This window comes from Dactylosporangium sp. NPDC050588 (assembly GCF_040654975.1).
GTDB classification, from domain to species: Bacteria; Actinomycetota; Actinomycetes; order Mycobacteriales; family Micromonosporaceae; genus Dactylosporangium; species Dactylosporangium maewongense.
On the sequence record NZ_JBFAJA010000024.1, the window covers coordinates 90,502 to 105,904 of the forward strand.

14 protein-coding genes and 1 pseudogene are annotated in these 15,403 nt (G+C 73.0%); 6 read left to right on the top strand and 9 right to left on the bottom strand.

Annotation, left to right across the window (positions count from 1 at the left end):
- Positions 1–150: 150 nt before the first annotated feature.
- Positions 151–2,196 (top strand): hypothetical protein, encoded by a 2,046-nt coding sequence (locus AB0I21_RS18685; RefSeq protein WP_360562582.1) that lies wholly within the window; start codon positions 151–153, stop codon positions 2,194–2,196.
- Between the two features lie 510 nt (positions 2,197–2,706).
- Complete coding sequence (locus AB0I21_RS18690) at positions 2,707–4,203, top strand: hypothetical protein (protein WP_360562584.1); 1,497 nt, start codon at positions 2,707–2,709, stop codon at positions 4,201–4,203.
- On the opposite strand, the gene AB0I21_RS18695 is transcribed toward AB0I21_RS18690, so the two are convergent.
- From AB0I21_RS18695 to AB0I21_RS18710, 4 genes are all read right to left on the bottom strand, one after another.
- The gene (locus AB0I21_RS18695) at positions 4,184–5,410 is read right to left on the bottom strand and encodes an MFS transporter (protein WP_360562586.1); all 1,227 of its coding nucleotides are present in this window, start codon (positions 5,408–5,410) and stop codon (positions 4,184–4,186) included. The genes AB0I21_RS18690 and AB0I21_RS18695 overlap by 20 nt on opposite strands.
- 64 nt (positions 5,411–5,474) lie before the next feature.
- Positions 5,475–6,665, bottom strand: coding sequence for a M20 family metallopeptidase (locus AB0I21_RS18700; protein WP_360562588.1), 1,191 nt, complete (start codon positions 6,663–6,665; stop codon positions 5,475–5,477).
- Positions 6,666–6,711: 46 nt separating this feature from the next.
- Positions 6,712–8,049 (bottom strand): hypothetical protein, encoded by a 1,338-nt coding sequence (locus AB0I21_RS18705; protein ID WP_360562590.1) that lies wholly within the window; start codon positions 8,047–8,049, stop codon positions 6,712–6,714.
- Positions 8,046–8,420, bottom strand: a complete 375-nt coding sequence (locus AB0I21_RS18710) for a helix-turn-helix domain-containing protein (protein ID WP_360562592.1) — start codon at positions 8,418–8,420, stop codon at positions 8,046–8,048. Before AB0I21_RS18710 ends, AB0I21_RS18705 begins: the two co-directional genes overlap by 4 nt.
- A gap of 51 nt (positions 8,421–8,471) precedes the next feature.
- Between AB0I21_RS18710 and AB0I21_RS18715 the strand changes: the two genes are divergently transcribed.
- The 4 genes and pseudogenes from AB0I21_RS18715 (at position 8,472) to AB0I21_RS18730 (ending at position 10,358) form a co-directional block, all read left to right on the top strand.
- Positions 8,472–9,299: an NAD(P)H-binding protein gene (locus AB0I21_RS18715; protein WP_360562594.1), complete on the top strand. Its 828-nt coding sequence runs from the start codon at positions 8,472–8,474 to the stop codon at positions 9,297–9,299.
- 30 nt (positions 9,300–9,329) lie between these two features.
- Positions 9,330–9,464, top strand: a pseudogene (locus tag AB0I21_RS18720) (YciI family protein); the annotation flags it as partial.
- Positions 9,458–9,676 (top strand): hypothetical protein, encoded by a 219-nt coding sequence (locus tag AB0I21_RS18725; protein WP_360562595.1) that lies wholly within the window; start codon positions 9,458–9,460, stop codon positions 9,674–9,676. The pseudogene AB0I21_RS18720 and the gene AB0I21_RS18725, both read left to right, overlap by 7 nt.
- A 7-nt stretch (positions 9,677–9,683) precedes the next feature.
- A complete protein-coding gene (locus AB0I21_RS18730; RefSeq protein ID WP_360562597.1) occupies positions 9,684–10,358 on the top strand; it encodes a hypothetical protein in 675 nt (224 codons plus the stop codon).
- Positions 10,359–10,372: 14 nt separating this feature from the next.
- On the opposite strand, the gene AB0I21_RS18735 is transcribed toward AB0I21_RS18730, so the two are convergent.
- The 5 genes from AB0I21_RS18735 to AB0I21_RS18755 are packed head-to-tail and all read right to left on the bottom strand — an operon-like array spanning position 10,373 to position 15,348.
- Positions 10,373–10,528 carry a hypothetical protein gene (locus tag AB0I21_RS18735; protein WP_344499508.1) on the bottom strand — a complete coding sequence of 52 codons (156 nt, stop codon included), beginning with the start codon at positions 10,526–10,528 and terminating at the stop codon, positions 10,373–10,375.
- 11 nt (positions 10,529–10,539) lie between these two features.
- Complete coding sequence (locus AB0I21_RS18740) at positions 10,540–11,334, bottom strand: MBL fold metallo-hydrolase (protein ID WP_360562599.1); 795 nt, start codon at positions 11,332–11,334, stop codon at positions 10,540–10,542.
- A 3-nt stretch (positions 11,335–11,337) separates the two neighbouring features.
- Positions 11,338–11,895, bottom strand: coding sequence for a DUF5709 domain-containing protein (locus AB0I21_RS18745; RefSeq protein WP_360562601.1), 558 nt, complete (start codon positions 11,893–11,895; stop codon positions 11,338–11,340).
- A 52-nt stretch (positions 11,896–11,947) separates the two neighbouring features.
- Complete coding sequence (locus AB0I21_RS18750; RefSeq protein WP_360562603.1) at positions 11,948–13,264, bottom strand: PP2C family protein-serine/threonine phosphatase; 1,317 nt, start codon at positions 13,262–13,264, stop codon at positions 11,948–11,950.
- Positions 13,265–13,320: 56 nt separating this feature from the next.
- Positions 13,321–15,348 (bottom strand): RICIN domain-containing protein, encoded by a 2,028-nt coding sequence (locus tag AB0I21_RS18755; protein ID WP_360562604.1) that lies wholly within the window; start codon positions 15,346–15,348, stop codon positions 13,321–13,323.
- Positions 15,349–15,403 lie beyond the last annotated feature (55 nt).

Consider the following 15,403-nt stretch of genomic DNA (forward strand, 5'->3'; position numbering starts at 1 on the left):
GCCCGCACCGCGCACCGGCGGCCCAGCGGCAGGAAAACCGAAAGATTCTCGCTTCCTGTTGACAGTGACCGCTGCCTATCGGACGCTGGTCTGACTTCACACCGGCCGCCGGAGCGCGTGTTTCCGGCACGCATGAAGGGGCACCGCCTTATGTCCCTGTCGTTACGCCACCCGACCGCCTTCCTCACCACACTGCTCGTCTCCGTCGCGGCCGCCTCGATCGCGGCCGCACCACCGGCCTCCGCCGCTGCGATCACCGCCAACGCCGACGCGCTCGACGGCACCTGCGCCACGCTGCGGGTCTTCAACGGCTCCAGCGCGACCGGCTACGTCGTGCGCAGCGGGGCCGGGTACGGCTTCACGTCCTCCGCCTCCGGCGCCACGCCGTTCCGGCTGGAGGCCACCCAACTCGGCCGGTACGAGCTGTTCGGCTCCGACGGCAAGCCCGCGTACCAGAGCGTCGTCGGCTTCATCATGGCCGGCGACTCCTACGGGGACCGGGCCGACTTCACCGTCACCAAAGCCGGCGACCGCTACCGGTTCACCGCCACGGCCACCGGCCAGACCATGGGCTCGTTCCTGTGGAGCCTCGGCGCGGCCGGCACGTCGTACACCGTGGCCCTCGCCACCGCGACGGGCTGCTTCACCCCGCCCGACATCGACCCGGGCGTCACCGGCACCGCCGCGCCCGGCGTCGACAGCGGCGGCAGGCTCGTCGGCACCATCGACGCGCACGCCCACATCACGGCCGCCGCGGCGTTCGGCGGGCAGATGCACTGCGGCGAGGCGTGGGCATCCGGCGGCGTGCAGGTCGCGCTCGCCGGCTGCGACACGCACCGCAGCCTCAACGTCGGCGCGCTCTTCGAGGCCATCGTCGGCGGCACCGACGCGGCGAACTCACCCGAGGACGGCTGGCCGACCTTCGGCGACTGGCCGCAGCACAACTCGCTGCTGCACGAGCAGTCGTACTACCGGGGCATCGAACGGTCCTGGCGGGCCGGCCAGCGGGTGCTCAACGCGCTGCTGGTCGCGAACCGGTCGATCTGCGAGCTCTTCCCGTTCCGCGACACCCCCTGCGACGAGATGGACCAGATCCGGGTCCAGTCCCGCTACCTGTACTCGATGCAGGACTACATCGACGCGCAGAACGGCGGCGCCGGCAAGGGCTGGTTCCGCATCGCGACCACGCCGGCCCAGGTGCGCAGCATCGCCGCGCAGGGCAAGCTGGCCGTCACGATCGGCGTGGAGAACTCCGAGATCTTCGGCTGCCGCGAGAGCAACGACGTCCCGCAGTGCACCACCGCCCAGATCGACGCCGGTCTCGACGAACTGCAGGCGATCGGCGTCTCCGGCCTGTACCCGATCCACAAGTTCGACAACGCCTTCGGCGGCACCCGCTTCGACGCGGGCCTCACCGGGGCGTTCGTCAACGTCGGCAACCTGCTGTCCACCGGCCACTGGTGGACCGCGACCAGCTGCACCGGCCCGTCCGACAACGAGCAGCCCCTCGTGCAGGACGACCTCGTCCGGCTGCTGAGCTTCGGGGTGCTGAGCCTGCCGCCCGGCACCGTGCTGCCGGTCTACCCCAGCGGCAAGATCTGCAACACCCGCGGCCTGACCAGCCTCGGCCGCTACCTCATCCAGCGGATGATGGACCGCGGCATGATCATCCACGTCGACCACATGAGCGTGAAGACCGCCCAGGCCGTGCTCGACATGGCCGCGGCCGCCCGCTACCCGGGTGTGACCTCGGTGCACAGCTGGTCCGACCCGACCATGATCGACCGGATTCTCGCGCTCGGCGGCTTCGTGGCCACCTACGCCAACTCGGTGCCGGAGTTCCTGAGCGAGTGGCGTGCCAACCGCGCCGCCCCGCACGGCAACGCCATCACCGGATACGGCTACGGCACCGACGTCAACGGCCTCGGCGACCAGGCGAACCCCCGCCCCGACGCGGCCACGACGCCGTTGCTCTACCCGTTCACCGCACCGAACGGCACCACGGTCACGAAGCAGGTCTTCGGCTCGCGCACCTTCGACGTCAACACCGACGGCGCCGCGCAGTACGGCCTCTTCGCCGACTGGACCACCGACCTCATCCAGCGCGCCGGCCCCGACAGCACCCTGCTCCGCCAGCAACTCCTGTCCGGCGCCGAGGCTTACGTACGCATGTGGGAACAGGCGATCGCCTGGTAACCACCCCTGCTCCAAAGTGGACGGACGGCCGACAACAGCCGTCCGTCCACTTTGCACGCCGATTGATCAACGTCTGTGCCGCCCAAGACGGACCCTCAAACAAGGGCACGCGGACAGGGCACGCAAGCAGACAGGGACGCGAGCAGTGAATAGCGCACATGAGACCGCAGGCGGCGACTGCCTCCACACCCAAACCCCGCAGGCACGCCGACGTTGGTCAATGCACGTATTTGTGCGGTTTGCGCCATAGGCCGTGCGCGATCCAGCTGCAAACGATCTCTGAATTGAGGGTTGATCGTGCAATGTCCATGCGGGGGTGGGGTGGCGGGGAGAAAGTTTCAGAGCGGCTGGAGGGGCGAAAAGGTTTCGGGAGTTGTGGGGGACCTTAAATCTCCGCACATCCTGTCACAAGGATTGACGCGGGGCGATTCGCCCTGCCAGGGTGCCGAAAAGGATTTCGTCGATGCGCATCGGCCCCGCCCCCCACCCTTGTGACAGGGAGTCCGAATCATGCCCCGAAAACGAACCACCCGCCTGGTCGTCGCGGCCGTCGCGGCGCTCGGCCTGGCCGTGACCGGCGCCTTCATGGGCACGGCGTCCGCCGGTGAGAGCAGCGCCGGCCTGCCGAAGAACGACGCCGCCAAAGGGCTTGTCTACGACGGGCTGCAGCGGCGGGCCGCGGGGCCGTGCGGCGCCGGGCTGCTCGAGGTCAAAGGCACCAGCCCGATCATGTGCACGCACGGCCCGGACGCCGCCCCGGCCGGGCTGTCGGTGAAGACGCCCGTGCCCGCCCTCGCCGGCAGCACGGCCAAGGCCGCGGCCACCGTGCAGTCGCTCGCGGTCTGCGAAGGCGACGGCACGAGCGGGCGACGGGTCGAGGTGCTCTACATCCACGGCTCGACCAGCCGGTACACGCAGTACCTCGAGACGTTCCGCACCCTCGCCGAGGGCGTCGACACGATCTTCAACGAGAGCGCCAAGGAGACGGGCGGCGAGCGGCACGTCCGGTACGTCACCGAGACCGTCAACGGCGCGTGCCGGCCGGTCGTGCGGGACGTGAAGATCGCCGACTCGGCACTGAACGCCAACGACTGGGCGCCGCTGCTCAACGCGGTCAAGGCGGCCGGCTACAACCGGACGGACCGCAAGTACCTGCAGTTCGTCGACGCCAACGTGTACTGCGGCATCGGCGGGCTGGCCGGCGACACGCGCAAGAGCGACGCGAACCGGTCGAACACCGGACCGGAGTACGCGCGGGCGGACAACGGCTGCTGGTCGGCCGGCGTCGCCGCGCACGAGCTCGGGCACACGCTCGGCGCCGTCAACAACAACGCGCCGAACGCGTCCGGCTACGGACACTGCACCGACGAGTGGGACGTCATGTGCTACAAGGACGGCGACAACGTCGTCATCCGCACGGTGTGCACGAACCGGTCCCACGACGACCGGCTCGACTGCAACCACGACGACTACTACCACACCAACCCGCCGGCGGGGTCGTACCTGGCGCAGTACTACAACGTCGCCGACAACCTGTTCCTCATCAAGGGCGGCGGCAGCAACCCGCCGCCCCAGGACAGCAACCTGGCCCGGTCGGCGACGGCGTCCGCGTCGTACACGTCGGCGTGGGAGTCGGTCGCGGCGATCAACGACGGCATCGACCCGCCGTCGTCCAACGACACCGTGAACCCGCGCTGGGGCACGTGGCCGAACAGCGGCCAGCAGTGGGCGGAGCTCACCTGGAGCAGCAACCAGACGCTCAAGCGCGCGCAGGTGTACCTGTTCGACGACAACCAGGGCATCGACGTGCCGTCGAGCTGGAAGCTGCAGTACTGGACCGGCAGCGCGTACGCCGACGTGCCCGGTGCCAGCGGCTACCCGGTGACGGCCAACGCGTACATCACGGTGACGTTCACGCAGGTCAGCACCGCTCGGTTGCGGGTCGTGCTGCAGTCCAACGGCACCAGCTCGGTCGGTCTGCTCGAGGTCAAGGCGTTCGCGAGCTGACCGCCGGCGTGGGCCCGTGCGCCGCGGCTGACGCGCGGGCCCACGCGACGACCGGCGGGACCAGGCTGCCGAGGACCGCGAACGCCGCGCCCAGCAGCAGCCAGCCCGGCGCGCCCCAGCCGACCGCGAGGGTCGTCACCACGAAGGGCGCGAGCATCTGGCCCAGCTGCATGCCCATCGCATAGGCGCCCTGGTACTGGCCGTGCGCGTCCGGCGGCGCAAGCCCGAACGAGATGCCCCACCCGGCGGCCGAGTGCCACAGCTCGGCGGCGACGTGCACCATCGACCCGAGGACCAGCAGCGCCACGGTCACCGGCATGCTCACGCCGCCGCTCAACGCGAACAGCCCGCACGCGGCGAACAGCGCCAGCCCCGCTCGTCGCGAGGCGCGCGCCGCGCCGGGCAGCTCCTCGGTACCTCGGGCGGCCCGGACCTGGAAGAGCACGACGGCGGTCGTGTTGATGCCGAACAGCACCGCGATCAGCCAGCGCGGCGCGTCGGTGCGGTGCGCGATCCACAGCGGCAGCGCGACCTCGAACAGCCCGAAGTGCGTGGCCATCAGCCCGTCCAGGACCACGAACGCCAGGAACGGCCGGTCCCGCAGCGCGACAAGCCGGGGGCCGTCCTGCCGCTTGGGCGCGGCCGGCACCGGGGCGAGGCGGCGCAGCACGAGCGCGGCGCCGGCGTACGTGACCGCGTCGATGGCGATCAGCGTGAGGTACGCCTGGCGGGTGTCCACGGCGAGCCCGATGCCGGCCACCGCGGCGCCGGCCGCGATGCCCGCGTTGGTGACGGAGCGCAGGTAGGCGCGGGTGTAGACGCGCCGGTCGGCGGGCACCGCGCCGGCGATGACCGCGCCCTTGGCCGCCCGCTGCGCCGCGTCGCCGACCGCCATCGGCACCCCGACCAGCAGGTACGTCCAGAAGTCCTGCACCGTCACCAGCGCCGCCGAGCCCGCGCACAGCACGAGGAGGCCGGCGAGCAGGACGCCACGCGGTCCGCGGCGGTCCGCGACGTACCCCATCGGCGCGCTCGACACGAGGCACACCAGGGCGGTCACGGTCAGCGCGAGGCCGGTCTCCCGCACGCTCAGCCCGACGGACCGGGTCAGGAACAGCGCCACCGACGCCATCGACACGCCGTTGCCGAACGTGTTGATGAGGGTGGCGCCGGCGAGCAGGCGCACGGGTCCGGGTTCGGGTAGCACGCCGGGACTCTAACAAGACGTACGTACGGTTTTCTACCCCGTTGTCAGGTGGCGCCGGACCCGGTCAGGCGGCGGGCCCCGGGGTCAGGCGGCGGCGGGCCAGTTCGGCGAGCAGGACGGCGCCGTCGTGCAGGACGCTGTCGTCGAAGACCGCGCGCGGCGAGTGGTTGTTGGGCATGACGGTGTGGTCGTCGCCGCCCGCCGCGCCGAGGAACAGGTAGGCGCCGGGGACCCGCTGCAGGACACGGGAGAAGTCCTCGGAGCCCGGGTCCGGGTGCTCCATGTGCTGGAACCGGTCGGCCCCGAACACGTCGCGGACCGTGCTCGCCACGAACGCCGCCTCCGTGTCGTCGTTGACCGTCACCGGGTACTCCGGCTCGAACCGCACCTCGGCGCGCAGCCCGTGCGCCGCCGCGATGCCCTCGCACAGCCGCACCGAGTCCCGGGCGATCTGCTCCGCGGCGGCGGCGCTGAACGTCCGTACCGTCGCGGAGAACACCGCCTCGTCGGGGATGACGTTGCGCAGCGTGCCCGCGTGGAACTCGCCGACGGTGAGCACGACCGGCTCGAACGGGCTGAACCGGCGCCCCACCATCATCTGCAGCGCCGTCACCATCTCGCACGCGGCCGGGATCGGGTCGCGGGCGTCGTGCGGCGCCGACCCGTGCCCGCCCGCGCCGACGACCCGCACGTAGAGGCCCGCCGCGGCGGACATCAGCGCACCCGGCCGGCACGCGAACACCCCACGCGGGAAGTCCGTGGCCAGCACGTGCAGCCCGTACGCGGCGACCACGGTGGAGCCGGCGGCCTCCAGCACCCCCTCGTCGATCATCAGCCCGGCGCCGTTGCAGCCCTCCTCCCCCGGCTGGAACATGAACACGACGTCGCCGGCCAGCTCGTCGCGGCGCCCGGCGAGCAGGTGGGCCGCGCCGACCAGCCCGGCGGTGTGCAGGTCGTGACCGCAGGCGTGCATGGCGCCCGGCACCGCCGAGGCGAACGGCACGTCCGCGAGCTCGGTGACCGGCAGGGCGTCCATGTCGCCGCGCAGCAGCACCGCCGGACTGTGCACACCGCCACGCCGGCCGCCGCGCAGCACGGCCGTGACCGACGACAGCGCGGTGCCGGTGGTCACCTCCAGCGGCAGGCCTTCGAGCGCGGCGAGCACCTTCCGCTGGGTGCGCGGCAGGTCGAGGCCGATCTCCGGGTGCCGGTGCAGATCACGGCGCAGGTCGATGAGGTCGTCACGCAGTCCCATCCCGCAGACGCTATCGCTTCGCCGGGCCCGCCGGGCATCGCGATCGCTACGTCACGGAGAATGAACCGTCGGTGAAGGACAGCGACCGGCCGGCGGTGTGCGAGACGGGGTGGGGGCCGGTGAGCGCGGGCGTGTCGATCGACACGGCCGCGGTGCGCTCGAACTCCAGCGCCCGCGGGCTCCACGGGCCGTCGCCGTCCGGGACGGCCAGGTTGACGATCGTGGAGGCGTCGCGCGGGGCGTCGTAGCGGACGTGCGCCGCGACGTGGTGGACCAGGGTGAGCTCGGCCGGCCCGGGTATCGCCGCCGCCGGGGCCGGTGGCGGGCCGCCTGCGGGGACCGCCGCCCGGGCCCAGTGGCCGTCCGGGAACCGGTCCGTGATGCGGTCCGCCAGGCAGGGGCTCGCGGCGAGCCACCCCTCGGCCAGCTCCCGGAACGCGCGGTCACGGACCCGTCGGGGGCGGCCCGCCGCGGCGAGCACGCCGGTGCCCGCCCCGGCGAACGCGGCGCACAGCTGCCCGAACCGAACCGACCCGACGTTGTGCGCGTAGCGCACCGACCGGAGCTCCAGCATCGCCTCGTGCACCACCAGGGCCGCGTCCCGGGCCGCGCCACGGGCCGGTGGCCAGCCGATCGGCTCGCGCCGGAACGCGCGGCCGCGTGGATCGGCCGCCGCCGCGTCCCGGCCCGCACCCGACAGGTGCCACGTGTCGTCGTCGAAGCCGACGCGCGCCGACGCGGCGCCGAACCGGCCGCGGGCGCCGACCCGCACCTCGACCCCGTCACCGTCGACCGTCAGCGCCGCCCCCGAGCCGTCGCCGGTGTCGAACCGGGCCTCCCGGACGTCCTCCAGCATCACCTCGACGATCGCTTCGCCGGCGTTGTCGGGCGCGGGGTAGCGGCGCGGCGCCTCGAGCCACAGGTAGCCATGGATGCCGTGCTCGCCGCGCTCCAGGTGTACGGTGCGGACCCGGGCCCCGGTCAGGTCGTAGTCGCGGGCGGTGCCGGCGGCCGCCGCCGCGGTCAGCGGGACGACGCCCGGCCGCAGGTCTGCCTTGTAGTCCCGTACGTGCGCGGGCTGGTCCCGCTGCTCCGGCAGCATGGACTCCAGCCGGTGGCCGGCGGCCTGCTCGATCATCCACGCCCGGCGCGCGGGACTGCCGTCCGCCATCCACCGCAGGGCCGCCGCCGCCCGCCGCTCACGCAGCCACGACGGCCGCAGGAGCGCCGTGTCGAACAGCGGGAACGTGCTGTTGTCCCAGATGTCCGCGAGCCCCACGACCGCGCGCCGGTCGAACCGGCGGCCGTCCGCGGACAGCTCGGCGATCCGCTCCACCGAACGGTCGAGCAGCACGGCGAACGCCCGCATCCGATCCGCTGTCATGGGCGCGGTTTGCCGGCGGCGTCGTAGGAGGCCCGCGCCGCGTCGACGGCCGGCAGGTGCCCGCCCGCCCAGTCGGCGAGCGAGTGGAACAGCGGGCCGAGGCTGCGGCCGAGGTCGCTGATCTCGTACTCGACCCGCGGCGGGATCTCCGGCGTGTACGTGCGGACGACGAGGCCGTCCCGCTCCAGCTGCCGCAGCCGCTGGGTGAGCACCTTCGCCGTGACCGTGCCGATGCGGCGCTCCAGCTCGCTGAACCGCTGCCGCCCGTGCTCGTGCAGCGTCCACAGGATCGGCGTCGTCCACCGGCTGAACACGATGTCGACCACGGGCGCGATCGGGCACGCCAGTTCCGGGATGGTTTCCTTCTGCATGGTCACTTTCCTGTAGGTACCTACTATCCCCACGATGCTAGCTTCGCCGGCATGAAGATCGTCGTGACGGGTGCGACCGGCAACGTCGGCCGCCCTCTCGTACAGACCCTGACCGCCGCCGGCGCCACCGTCGCCGCCGTCTCCCGCAACGCCGGACCATCGCACGGCTCCTTCGCCGCGGATCTCGCCGACCCGGCGAGCCTCCGCCCGGCCCTGCACGGCGCCGACGCGCTGTTCCTGCTGGTGCCCGGCGCGCCGGTCGACCACGGGGCGCTCGTCGCCACGGTCCGCGAGTCGGGCGTGCCGCGCATCGTCCTGCTGTCCTCCCAGGCCGCCGGCACCCGCCCCGACACCCCGTCGCACGCCCCGCTGCGCGACCTGGAGGCGGCGGTCCGCGGCGCCGGCGTGCGCTGGACGATCCTGCGCCCGGGCGGCTTCGCCAGCAACACGTTCGCCTGGGCACCGACGATCCGTTCGCATCGGGTGGCGTACGCGCCGTACGTGGACGTCGCCCTCCCACTGGTCGACCCGGACGACATCGCGGCGGTCGCGGCGGCGGTCCTGCTCGCCGGCGCCGAGCACGACGACGCCACGTACGTGCTCACCGGACCGGCGGCGACCACACCCCGCGACCGCGCGGCGGCGATCGCCGCCGCCACCGGCGCGCCGGTCGACCTCGTCGAGCAGACCCCGGAGGAGGCCCGCGCCCAGCTGCTCACCTTCATGCCCCCGCCGGTCGCGGACGGCACCCTGGCCATCCTCGGCCGGCCCCTGCCGGACGAGCAGGCGGTGAGCCCCGACGTCGAGCGGATGCTGGGCCGCCCGCCCGTCTCGTTCCAGACCTGGGCGTCCCGCAACGCCGCGGCATTCGCCTCCTGAGGCTGTCGACTTCGTGGCTCGCCGTTCGTCGGGATGAAGGAGGCCGTCGGCGTGTTCATCCTGGAGGCCGACGACCTCGACGCGGCCATCGAGGTGGCCGCCCGCGTCCCGGCGGCCCGCCACGGCGGAGCCGTCGAGATCCGGCCATCGGAGGTGTATTGGTAACCGCACTCGACGGGATCTTCCGTGCCGAGTGGGGGCGCGTCCTGGCCACCCTCATCGGCGTCCTCGGCGACTTCGACCTCGCCGAGGACGCCGCGCAGGAGGCTACCGAGGCCCGCGCCGCCTACCTCCGCGCGAGAGCCCTCACCGACGACGGCCCCGGGCGCCGCTTCCTCGACCGCCGCCTGACCGAACTCCCGCACGGCGTGGTGTGATCGGACCGTGGGATGGACCGACGCGGCGTTCGAGGTGCTCGGCGGGGGCGGGGAGCCGGCGGCAGCGCCGGACGAGGTGGCCGTGCTGGAGCGGTGGATCGGAGGGGAACTACCGGAGGCGGTCCGGGAGTGGTTCCTGCGCGGCGGGGACCGGCGCCTCGCGGCGGTCAGCTCGAACCTGGTCACCACGGCACGGGACTTCGGGAGCCCGGCCGTCGGGCGGTTCCTCGACAGCGGGCACCTGCTGCTGGAGACCGACGGCCAGCACTGCTGCCGGTGGGTCGTGGCAGTCGAGGCGTCGTACGGTGATCCGCCGGTGTACCTGGTCGACCCGGACGACGACGCCTGCGTGACGCGGAGCCGGTATGCCGAGGCGTTCTCCGAGTACGTCTTCGCGGCGGCGTGGGACGCGGTGCTGTGGGCGGGCGAGATGGCCGCCGATTTCGACCATCCGCTGCCGGCCGGCGCCCTCGAGGCGCTCAACGGCAGGCTCACCGCGCTGCCGGTGACGTACGGGTGGGCGATGAACCAGGGGTGCGACGCGGTGCACCGGTTCGAGGGCGCGGCGAGGGTCGCCGTGGCCGTGACGGGTGGCACGGCGGTGTGGAGCGCGGTCGCGGCGCCCGACGCCGGGCTGCGGCGGGCGCTGGCAGAGCTGATCGGGGCGGACGGCGACGGCTGATCGCGACCCCGCCGTCAGTCGGGGGGTTCGGGTGCCGTCTCGTCGGTGGTCACGTCCTCGTCGCGGGGGCGTTCGCGGCCTTCCAGGGACACCGCGTCCGAGTCCTTGGCCGGCTCCGGGGGCTGGTCGTCGTCGAGGAAGTCGAGGAACTGGTCGGGGTCGGTGGTCATGGCGATTCCCCTCACTGGATCGCGGAGACGGCGGTCAGGTCGACCGTCTCGCCGCGGGACATGGTGCGCACCGGGAGGCCGTCAGCGAGCCGCTCGAAGTGGTGCAGCGGGTCGCGCATGACGGTGTAGTCGTCGTGGTGGATCGGCAGGATGGTGCGCGGGCGGATCAGGCGCGACAGCGCGACCCCGTCGCGGGCGTCCATGGTGACCAGCACGCCGAGGATGCGGGTGCCGCCGAGGTGGATCAGCACCGCGTCGATGTCGCCGAAGCGTTCGGGGATCTGGCCCAGCACGGACCGGCGGAAGAGCGTGTCGCCGGTGACGTAGAGGCGCAGCCGGCGGTGGCCGTCGCGGGACCAGTCGATGACGGTGCCCATCGTCTCCGGCAGGGCCAGGTGCACGCCGGCAGGGCCGTGCTGCGCGGGGACCGCGGTGATCCGCAGCGCCTGGCCGCCGCGCCGCCACGTGACGTCCTCCCACGTGGCCAGGCCGACCGCTTCCGTGAAGCGCCACCTGTACAGCCGGCGCTGCGCCGTGCGGGTCGTCACGAACGGCAGGTCGCGGGGCAGGCCGCGGCGGGCGACCCGGTCGAAGTGGTCACCGTGCAGGTGCGACAGCACGACCCCGTCGAGCGGCGGGAGGTCGTCGATGCCCAGCGCCGGCTCGAGGCGCCGCTTCGACCACAGGCCGTAGCCGAGGTACGCGCGCTGCCCGGCGTGCAGGAAGTTGGGGTCGGTCAGCAGCGTGAACGCGCCGAGGCGCAGCAGCACCGTCGCGTTGCCGATGAACGTCGCTGACGTCTCCATGGGTCACCGTTCCGGGATCTCGTGCACGGCCAGCTCCTCGGCCGTGGCCCCACCGCCCGCGGCGCCGGCGTCGTAGGCGATCGCGTCCTTCTCGGTGTCCTCGCCGGTGCCCTCGTCGGGTTCGACGAGCCGGCCGACGGTGCCGCCGCGGGCGCCGGCGCCCGTGTCGTACATCGAGACCTGCGAGCCGAGGTTGGGCTCGACCGGAGCGTCGTCCAGCGCGGTGTCCCGGTCGACGGAGTCCAGCGTCTCGCCGGTCGCGTCGGGGTCGAACGACTCGGCGGCGATCGGCGACGCGGTGGCGTCGGGCCGCAGGCCGGCCTCCCCCGGCGACGTGTCGGGCAGTTCGCGGTCGAGCTTGTCGTCCAGCGACTCGGGGTCGGCGTGGTCGAGCCCGAGCGGCTGGTCGTCGCGGTCCAGCGGCAGCAGCGCCGGGTCCGGGCCGTCGGCGACCCGTCCGGTGTCGACGTCGTCCCCCGCGGTGGAGTCGTAGTCGGCGGTACCGGGAAGCCCCAGGGCCTCGGGGTCGGACACCAGGCTCGGGAAGTTGTCAGTACGCATACTCATTCGCTACCCCACCCGCACGGGGTGACACGCGAATCGGGGCGAATTGTCAGAATTCGCCCCAGGGTGGAATGGGGTCCGCCGTGGCGAGGGGCAGCATCCGCCGCGCGGCGTCCTGGGCCCACTCCACCAGCAGCAGCGTGACGTCGTCGGCCGGAGTGCCTGCGTAGCCCGCCAGCGCGGAGTGGCAGAGCCGGCGCAGCGCCTCGGGGGCCGGCAGCTCGCCGGTGTCGCGTTCGACGAGCTCGACCAGCCCTTCGACGCCGAACACCCCGCCGTCCCGGCCGACGGCCTCGGTGGCGCCGTCGGTGTACAGCAACAGGCGGTCACCGCGCTCCAGCAGCTCCTCGGCGACCTCGTCCCCGCCCACGACCACCGCATCGCCGCGACCCGCCGCCTCACCACGACCCGGCGCCGCGCTGAGACCCGCCGCCTCGCCGAGGCCCAACGGGAGCCGCTTGCCGCCGTCGAGGCCGCGGACCACCCTGCCCCGGCGGATGAGCAGCGGCGGCGGGTGGCCGGCGTTGACGTACCGCAGCCGGCCGGAGTCCAGGTCGAGCTCGGCGAGGACCGCGGTGGTGAACCGCAGCTCCGGCAGATGCCGCTCGAGCGCGCGGTCGGCGGCGCGGGCCATCGCGGCGATCCCTTCGCCGCCGCGGCGGGCGGCGCGGATCGCGGACATGACGACGGCGGTGCCGAGCCCGGCCCGCAGCTCGTGGCCGGCGGTGTCGAAGATCGCGAAGAACAGCGTCCCGTCGTTGGCCGCGTAGTCGAACGCGTCGCCGCCGACCTCGTAGCAGGGTTCGAGGATCGCCGAGACCACGGCTCGTTCGCTCACGAACGTCATCGGCGGCTGCAGGCGCCACAGCAGCTCCGACGCCTCCGACATCCGCCGCTGCCGCCGGACCTGCAGCAGCGCGTCGCCGTACGGCATCTTCGTCGCCACGAGGTGACCGAGGAGCTGGCCGAACAGGTCGCAGCCGGCCAGCAGCCCGGGGTCGTCGGCGGACCCGCCGTCGCCGAGCCCGAACTCCAGCACGCCGAGCCGCTCCGTGCCGTCCAGCAGCGGCATCCACAGCCGCTGCCGTCCGTCCACCGTGGACGCCCTTGGCCGGACGGTCATGAAGACCTGTCCGGCCACAGTGGACTCGACGGGGAGCGGAGGTGGCGGTGCCGCGGGCGGGCGCGGCACCGGCAGCAGGACCCGCTGCTCCTGGTCGACCAGGTAGACCCAGACGTCCAGGCCGAGCGGCGCGGCCGCGGCGGCGGCCACGGCACCCAGCTCGTCCGGCTGGGCCAGCCGGTCCCGCTGGAGCAGGTCCACCACGGCCGCCCGCCACTGCCGGCGGTCCTCCGACGCGGCCACGGCACACCCCCTCGCTGCGACTTCTACCCCGCCGCCGGCGCGCGAACCATCAACGGCTACGCCAGGGTCCACCGCTGGTTCGTGCCCGAGCCGCACGCCCACAGGATGATCTTCGTGCCGTTGGCGGTGCCGCGGTTGCTGGCGTCCAGGCACAGGCCGGACTGCGCGCTGCTGATGGTGCCGTCGGCGTTGACGTTCCACTGCTGGTTCGCCTGGCCGTTGCAGTCCCAGATGACGACGGCGGTGCCGTTCGTGGTGCCGTTGTTGTAGGCGTCCAGGCACCTGGCGCCGTACACCGTCAGCTGCTTGCTCGACGTCACGGTCCAGGCCTGGTTGGCCTGCCCGTTGCAGTCCCACAGCTGCAGCTGCACGCCGTTGGTGGTGCTGGAGTTGTCGACGTCCAGGCACCGGCCGGACTGCACGCCCTGGACGCGCACCGCCGCGGGCGCCGACGCGAGCTGGCGGACCTCGATCGCGTCCAGGTCCGGCGCCCAGGCGGCGGCGTTGGAGAACGTGAGCGTGTTGGCCGAGCCGGCGGTCAGCGACACGATGACCGAGACGGTGCCGGCGGTGGTCCACGACCCGGTCGGCGGGAACGCGACGACCGTCGAGGGCTGCCCGTTGACCTGCAGCGTCGCCGTGCGCGTCGTGGGGTCGCCGTTGGTGTACGCGATGGTCGCCACGGCGAGGCCCGAGGACGGTGCGGCGACGGCGTTGAAGCGCAGGGTGCCGCCGTTGCCGATGCCACCGACCTTCGAGCCGCCCGAGCAGCCGTCGCAGGCGGCGACCGTCGCGCCGGTGCGGGTGTTGCCGGTCGCCTCGGCCTCGTAGGTGGTGGCGGCGGCCTCGGTGCCGGTGACGGTCAGCAGCACCGCGTCGTTCGCCGGGACGTTGACGGTGTACGACGTGGCGAAGCTCCCCGCGTTCTGCGCGGACCACAGGTTCCGCACGGATGCCGACGTCGCGGCGAGGCCCAGGTCCGCCCACCGGACGGTCATCGACGCCGCGGCGGTCCCCCGGTTGAGCAGCAGCACGGCGCGCCGTCCCGAGCCGGAGAGCACCTTCCCGTACACCTGCCGCCCCTGCGAATCGGAGACCTTGACGCCCTGCAGTCCGCGCGGGTCCTGGTCGACGGCGATCACCTCGGCGTTGCCGAGCGTCGCCCTCGTCGTGGCGTCCATCGTGGCGAGGTCGTCGCCGATGAGCAGCGGCGCGCCGGAGATCGCCCACAGGCCCATGTGGGTGCGGTTCTGCGCGGCGGTCAGCCCGGGCATGCCGGCGATCATCATGTCGGGGTCGTTGTAGTACCCGGTGTGCTGGGCCGCGGGGTGCAGGCCTTGGTCGAAGTTGCTGAGGACCATCGCCTGGGTGGCGGTCTGGCCGTAGTAGATGATGTCGGTGCTGGTGCGCCACATCGCGCCCATGCCGGGCGCCCAGTTCCACGGGCTCTGCACGCCCCAGTTGCAGATGGACAGCACGAGCGGGCGGCCGGTGGTCGCGGCGGCGCTGGTGACGGCGGCGCTGATCGCGCGGTACGTGCTCTGCGGGTCGAGCCCTTCGGCACTGCCGCCGCACCAGTCGACCTTGACGAAGTCGAAGCCCCAGCGGGAGAACTGCAGCATGTCCTGCGCGTAGTGGCCCTCGCTGCCGCTGCCGGGCGCCGCCGGGCGGCCGGTCGGGTAGTAGTAGCCGCAGCCGTCGCGGCCGGCGTCGGTGTAGATGCCGGCCTTGAGGCCCTTGCCGTGCAGGTAGTCGGCGATCGCGGCCATGCCGCCGGGCCACTCCGCGGTGTCGACGGTGATGTTGCCGGCGGCGTCGCGGGTCCCCTGCCACCAGCCCTCGTCGATGTTGACGTACTTGTAGCCGGCGGCGGCCAGCCCGGACGAGACGAGGGCGTCGGCCTGCGCCTTGATGACGTTGAAGTTGATCTTCGCGGCGAACGTGTTCCACGAGGCCCAGCCCATCGGCGGCGGCGGGACGGGCACCTGGGTGCCGGTGACGGCCGCCAGGGCGGGCCGGGCCGGGGTGGCGACATACACGGCGAGCAGGGCGAGGAGCGCGAGGAGGCGGACCGCATGCTTCATCTGCTGGTGTCCATGTCTCTAGGCGGGTGGCGACGATTGTTATCGCTCACATGCC

Bases quoted from the DNA above. Each gene is read 5' to 3' on its own strand.
- AB0I21_RS18700 (WP_360562588.1), bottom strand. From the start codon at position 6,665: ATGGGACTGCGTGACGACCTCATCGACCTGCGCCGTGATCTGCACCGG.
- AB0I21_RS18740 (WP_360562599.1), bottom strand. From the start codon at position 11,334: ATGGAGACGTCAGCGACGTTCATCGGCAACGCGACGGTGCTGCTGCGC.
- AB0I21_RS18755 (WP_360562604.1), bottom strand. From the start codon at position 15,348: ATGAAGCATGCGGTCCGCCTCCTCGCGCTCCTCGCCCTGCTCGCCGTG.
- AB0I21_RS18735 (WP_344499508.1), bottom strand. From the start codon at position 10,528: ATGACCACCGACCCCGACCAGTTCCTCGACTTCCTCGACGACGACCAG.
- AB0I21_RS18710 (WP_360562592.1), bottom strand. From the start codon at position 8,420: ATGCAGAAGGAAACCATCCCGGAACTGGCGTGCCCGATCGCGCCCGTG.
- AB0I21_RS18715 (WP_360562594.1), top strand. From the start codon at position 8,472: ATGAAGATCGTCGTGACGGGTGCGACCGGCAACGTCGGCCGCCCTCTC.
- AB0I21_RS18690 (WP_360562584.1), top strand. From the start codon at position 2,707: ATGCCCCGAAAACGAACCACCCGCCTGGTCGTCGCGGCCGTCGCGGCG.
- AB0I21_RS18685 (WP_360562582.1), top strand. From the start codon at position 151: ATGTCCCTGTCGTTACGCCACCCGACCGCCTTCCTCACCACACTGCTC.
- AB0I21_RS18745 (WP_360562601.1), bottom strand. From the start codon at position 11,895: ATGCGTACTGACAACTTCCCGAGCCTGGTGTCCGACCCCGAGGCCCTG.
- AB0I21_RS18705 (WP_360562590.1), bottom strand. From the start codon at position 8,049: ATGACAGCGGATCGGATGCGGGCGTTCGCCGTGCTGCTCGACCGTTCG.